Consider the following 5201-nt stretch of genomic DNA (forward strand, 5'->3'; position numbering starts at 1 on the left):
GAGGCTCCTGCCCCGCAGAACGGTCCCTCACTGCAGTCAGTCGCAGAAGTCCGCAGCAAAGCCACGGCGCTACCCATTCCCACCCAGCGTCACTGTCTCCTCTCATTGTTCGCTTCTGCAGTCCAGAGCCTCCGCAGACCCAGCGAAGAGGCACCCTGTGATCGGACTGGGTAAGATGCGGGAAAGCTCCACGCCCCTCCCTACCTCATCCGCGAATCAAACCCACCCGCCACCAACAGCCGATACGCCGCCATCACCTCCTCCGGCACCTCCTGCGCCGTCGCAAACCCCAGCGCCGGATAATCCAAAATCCTCTGAAAATCCCCCACCACTGCTGCGATCACAAAATCCACACTCAACTCTCCACCGCAATACGAGTCGAAATCCAGCGCCGGCGAACTCAGCCGGCACTCCAGATCCGGCCACTGCGCCCCCAGCGCCGCAAAAGTCCGCCGCTCCATATACGGCTTTTGTACGACAATCGCCGTAGCAGCCGCCAACCCGCGCCCTCCCAACAACTCCCGGGTGAACCGAATGTTCTCCCCCGTATTCGTTGCCCGATCCTCAATCAAGATCCGCTCCTCCGGCACACCCTTCTCCCGCGCCACTCGTGCCATCGCCGCAGCCTCAGTCTCCGCCCAATCCATCGTCATCCGCCCCCGCGCCCCGGAGAAGAGCAGGTAGGGAGCAAGCCCGCGCAGCCACAGCTCCGCCGCATGCTCAGCCACCCGCAGGTCATTGCTGCCAAACACCAGGATCACATCGGCAGACGACAACTCATGGCCGAGCTGGTGGTAACTCCACAAACAACGGGCGGCATCAAGGATCTCAGGACTCATCGTCGGGCTAGAATCGGGGAATATGCTGACAGCCCCAAGACCGAAGCTCACCTGGCTTCCATTCACAAGGCTGTTCAAATTTCGCGGGTGAAGGTTCCGGCGCTCTTCCTTGCCTTTCATCCGTGTCCATCCGTGACATCCGTGGTTCTCTTCCCCGCCGGAAAGGTCGCATCGTCTCCCGGATCTCGCTCACTTCTGGCACTTCGGGCACCAGTAGGTCGAGCGTTGCCCCATCACCGCATGCTTGATCAGCGTGCCGCAGACCCGGCAAGGCTCGCCCTTGCGGTCATACACGAACAGCCGCTGCGCAAAATACCCCGGCTCGCCATCGGAATTCAGGAAATCCCGCAAGGTCGTGCCACCCTGCTCGATCGATTCTGTTAGAACGGCGCGCACCGCCTCCACCAGCTTCTTCAGGCGCGGCTTCGCAACCTTCTTCGCCGCCGTCGCCGGCAAGATGCCCGCCCGGAACAGCGCCTCGCTGGCATAGATGTTCCCCACGCCGACCACCGTCTTCGCATCCATCAGCGCCACCTTCACGGCGATGCTCTTCTTCGCGAAGGCCGTCGCCAGCGTCTCCGCCGTGAACTCCTCCTCCAAAGGCTCCGGCCCAAGATCCTTCAAGAGCGGATGCTCCAGCGGATCGCCCTCCGGCAAATGCAGGAAGATCCCGAAGCGCCGCGGATCATGAAAGCGCAACTGCTTCCCCGAATCCAAGGTCAGCGCGATGTGATCGTGCTTCTTGAAGTCCTCATCCGGCGGCCGCAGCCGCAAGCTGCCTGACATCCCGAGATGCACCAGCAGCGAGCCCTTTGTCTTCAGATCGAACACCAAATACTTCGACCGCCTTCTCACGCCGGTGATCTTGTCTCCCGCGATCTCATCCAGTGTCTCCGACACCGGCAACCGCAAGCCCCGATGCCGCACGATCACCTCGCGGATCTTCTTACCCTTCACATGGGGCTCCACCCCGCGGCGGGTGGTCTCGACTTCAGGCAGCTCAGGCATCGTCCTTACTTAAGGATGTAGAGCGCCGTCGCCGCCACATGGCAGGCGCTGCCCGCCAGCACGAAGAGGTGCCAGATCGCATGGTTGAAGCGCAGCTTTTCCCACGCGAAGAAGATCACGCCAAAGGTATAGCACAGCCCGCCCGCTACCAGCCACGCGATCCCTGCCACCGGCAGTGCGCGGATCATCGGGCCCAAGGCAAACACCGCCAGCCAGCCCATGAAGATGTAGAGCCCGGTGGACCACCACGAGGTCCGCTTGCCGCGACCGAGTGTCTTCAGCAGCACCCCGGCAATCGCCAGAAACCACACCACCCCGAACAGCGACCAGCCCCAGGGCCCGCGCAGTGCCACCAGGCTCAGCGGCGTATAGGAGCCCGCGATCAGCAGGTAGATGCACGCATGATCCAAGGCCTGCAACCAAGGCTTCCGCCGCGGGCAGCTGACTGCGTGATAGATTGTCGAGGAAAGGTAGAGCAGCACCAAGGTCCCGCCGAAGACAATCGCCGAGATCGTCTTGAAGGTCTCACCCTCCGCCACCATCACCATTCCCACCAGCGCCGCAATCGCCAGCGCCGTGCCCACCGCATGCGTCGCCATGCTGGCCATCTCCTCCGCATGGCTTTCGCACAGCGGGGATCGGGGTCGCTCGGCACCGGGTGTCATCTTTCGATACCATCGCCCGGAATAGCCCCGGAGTCGAGCGGCAGGGATCGCGAATCTTGCGAATCCAACAAATCCCTGATCCGCAAGATTCGTGGTGCCTCCATGGCTCGCGAGAGTCGTGCCTCAGCTCGTGAACGACTTCCGCAAGTGCGAGGGCAGAATCCCCAGTTGCTCGCGGTATTTCGCCACCGTCCGCCGCGCCACCGGAATGCCCTGCGTCTTCAACTGCTTCGCCAGCGCGTCATCGGAGAGCGGCTTCGCCGGATCTTCCTTCGCGATCAAATCCTGGATCGCCTCGCGCACCCCGGCATTGGAGACCTCGGTGCCATCCGCGGTCTGGTAACCGGCGGCGAAGAAAGCCCGCATCTCCATCAGCCCGTGCGGCGTCAGCACATACTTGCCCGCCACCGCCCGCGAGATCGTCGTCGCATGAAGCCCGATCTGGTCCGCGATCTCATTCATCGTCAGCGGCCGCAAGTGCCGCGGCCCCTTGTCGAGGAAGGCCGGCTGGTGCTCGATCAGCTTCTCCGCGATCGAAAGGATCGTCTCCTGCCGCAGCGAGAGTGACCGGATCAGCGTCCGCCCCTCCCGGATCTGCTCGCGCAGGAAGTGCCGCGCCTTCCGGTCGTTGGTGGTACGGCCCAGCATGTCCTTGTAGAAATCGCTGATCCGCAGCTTCGGCATGTACTCGTTCGTCAGCCGCGCCTTCCACTCGTCGTCGATCTTCTCGATCACCACATCCGGCTGGATGTAGGGATTGCCGGTGGGATCGAAGTCGCCGCCGGGATTCGGCGTCAGCCGCCCGATTCGCGAGGCCGCATCGGAAATCCGTTCCACGCTGGTGCCCAGCGCCCGCGCGATCTGCGGGTAGCGCTTGCGTGCCAGCTCTTCCAGGTGATCGCGCACGATCCGGTATTCCAGGCTGTTGCCCTCACCGTTGCGCTCCAGCTGCAGCAGCAGCGATTCCTGGATACCCGAGGCACCAATGCCCGCTGGGTCGAAGCTTTGCAAGAGGGTCAGCGCCTCATCCATCGTCTTCTTCGCGATCCCCAGCCGCGATGCCAGCTCGCGCGCTGGTAGGTCGAGGAAGCCGCGCGGATCGAGGTTGCCGATGAGGTGTCGCGCCGCCGCCCGCACATCCGGCTCCACCAGGGAAAAATCGAGCTGGTAGGCGAGGTGTTGCTGGAGGGTCTCCGGCGCCACGATCGAGTTGTAGAGATGCTCGCGCCGCTCCTCATCGTCCGCGGAATAGGGATTCGCCCGGCGCTCCATGATCTCCAAGTCGCGCCAGTCGTCGTCCGTCTCGTTCAGGCTCGCCAAGGAATCAGCTTCCTCGGGATCGGGGTCGTTCTCGTCCAGCGAGATCGATTCGGTGATGTCCTCCAGCACCGGGTTGATCTCCAGCGCCTGTTGGACGAGCTGTTGCAGCTCCATCGAGTTCGCCTGGAGGATCTCCAGGCTGCGCCGCATCTGCGGGGCCAGCGACTGCTGCTGTCCCAGCGATTGATGTAGCGATGCATCAGCCATGATTCCAATTTCCGCACCTCTCTGCGGACAACCGACTTCTAAGCCGACAACTTCGGAAAATACAGCAAATTTCGTGCCACCGGCAATTTTTATTTTCCTTGCGGCCGGTGGGCTTCTGTGGGAGGGGCGTGCGCGCCGCGGATTTACTATGAAAATCCACCCCCGGCCGTCAAACTTCCCCAGTCATGAAGCGAGGAGATTTTGTCCCATTCGAAGTGAAGATGCGCGCCGCTGGCGTGATGGAGGCCGCCATCGGTGCATTTCGCCACAACTATGAAGCACTTTGCCGCGAAGAAACCGGCCTGATCCCGGAGGAGTCGATCCGCCCGGCCGAGGGGCTGGCGGTCTTTGAGCCTGGCAGCGAAGGCTTCGATCCCGCACTGCTGGCGCAGACCGTGGTGATCAAGCTGAATGGCGGCCTTGGCACTAGCATGGGCCTGCAGAAGGTGAAGAGCGTTCTGGAAGTCCGCCCCGGCGTGGCCTTCCTTGATCTGATCGTCCGCCAAATCCTCAGCCTGCGCGAGGCCAGCGGCTCGAAGGTCCGCCTGCTCCTCATGAATAGCTTCAGCACCAGCGAGGACACCTTGGGCTACCTTGAGCGCCACGCCGCCGGCGGCTTCGCCCAAGCCTCCGAGGTCGAGCTGATGCAGAATCAGGTCCCGAAGATCGATGAGGCGACCCTCGCGCCGGCCGAGTGGCCAGCGAATCCCTCGCTGGAGTGGTGCCCTCCAGGCCACGGCGACCTCTATCCTGCTCTAGTCGGCAGTGGCTGGCTCGACCGCCTGCTCGCCGATGGCGTGAAATACGCCTTCGTCTCGAACTCGGATAACCTCGGCGCGGTCCTTGAGCCCGGCTTGCTCAAGCATTTCGCGGATTCCGGCGCGCCTTTCCTGATGGAGGTGACCCGCCGCACCCCGGCTGACCGCAAGGGCGGCCACCTCGCCGTCCGCCGCGACAACCAGCGCCTGCTGCTGCGCGAAGTTGCCCAGTGCCCGGATGCGGACCTCGACGCCTTCCAGGACATCGATAAGCACCAGTATTTCAACACCAACTCGATCTGGCTCCGCCTAGACCTCCTGAAGGAGCGGCTGGAGCAGGGTGGGGGAGTCTTGCCCCTCCCGATGATCCGCAATCGCAAGACCATCGACCCGCGGGACAAGAA

General features: G+C 63.0%; 5 protein-coding genes. 1 reads left to right on the top strand and 4 read right to left on the bottom strand.

What is annotated here, in order from left to right; all coding sequences use genetic code 11:
• Positions 1-200 precede the first annotated feature (200 nt).
• From BV071_RS24855 to rpoN, 4 genes are all read right to left on the bottom strand, one after another.
• Complete coding sequence (locus BV071_RS24855; RefSeq protein WP_265594843.1) at positions 201-959, bottom strand: YdcF family protein; 759 nt, start codon at positions 957-959, stop codon at positions 201-203.
• A gap of 69 nt (positions 960-1028) precedes the next feature.
• Positions 1029-1847, bottom strand: a complete 819-nt coding sequence (mutM, locus tag BV071_RS24860; protein ID WP_035612988.1) for a bifunctional DNA-formamidopyrimidine glycosylase/DNA-(apurinic or apyrimidinic site) lyase — start codon at positions 1845-1847, stop codon at positions 1029-1031.
• A gap of 5 nt (positions 1848-1852) precedes the next feature.
• Positions 1853-2455, bottom strand: a complete 603-nt coding sequence (locus tag BV071_RS24865; RefSeq protein WP_035612990.1) for a hemolysin III family protein — start codon at positions 2453-2455, stop codon at positions 1853-1855.
• Positions 2456-2635: 180 nt separating this feature from the next.
• Complete coding sequence (gene rpoN, locus BV071_RS24870) at positions 2636-4039, bottom strand: RNA polymerase factor sigma-54 (protein ID WP_035612992.1); 1404 nt, start codon at positions 4037-4039, stop codon at positions 2636-2638.
• A gap of 185 nt (positions 4040-4224) precedes the next feature.
• Here rpoN and BV071_RS24875 point away from each other — a divergent pair.
• Positions 4225-5201: UTP--glucose-1-phosphate uridylyltransferase (locus BV071_RS24875; RefSeq protein WP_035612994.1), on the top strand; the 977-nt coding region annotated here is incomplete at its 3' end.

The organism is Haloferula sp. BvORR071 (genome assembly GCF_000739615.1).
Taxonomy (GTDB): domain Bacteria; phylum Verrucomicrobiota; class Verrucomicrobiia; order Verrucomicrobiales; family Akkermansiaceae; genus Haloferula.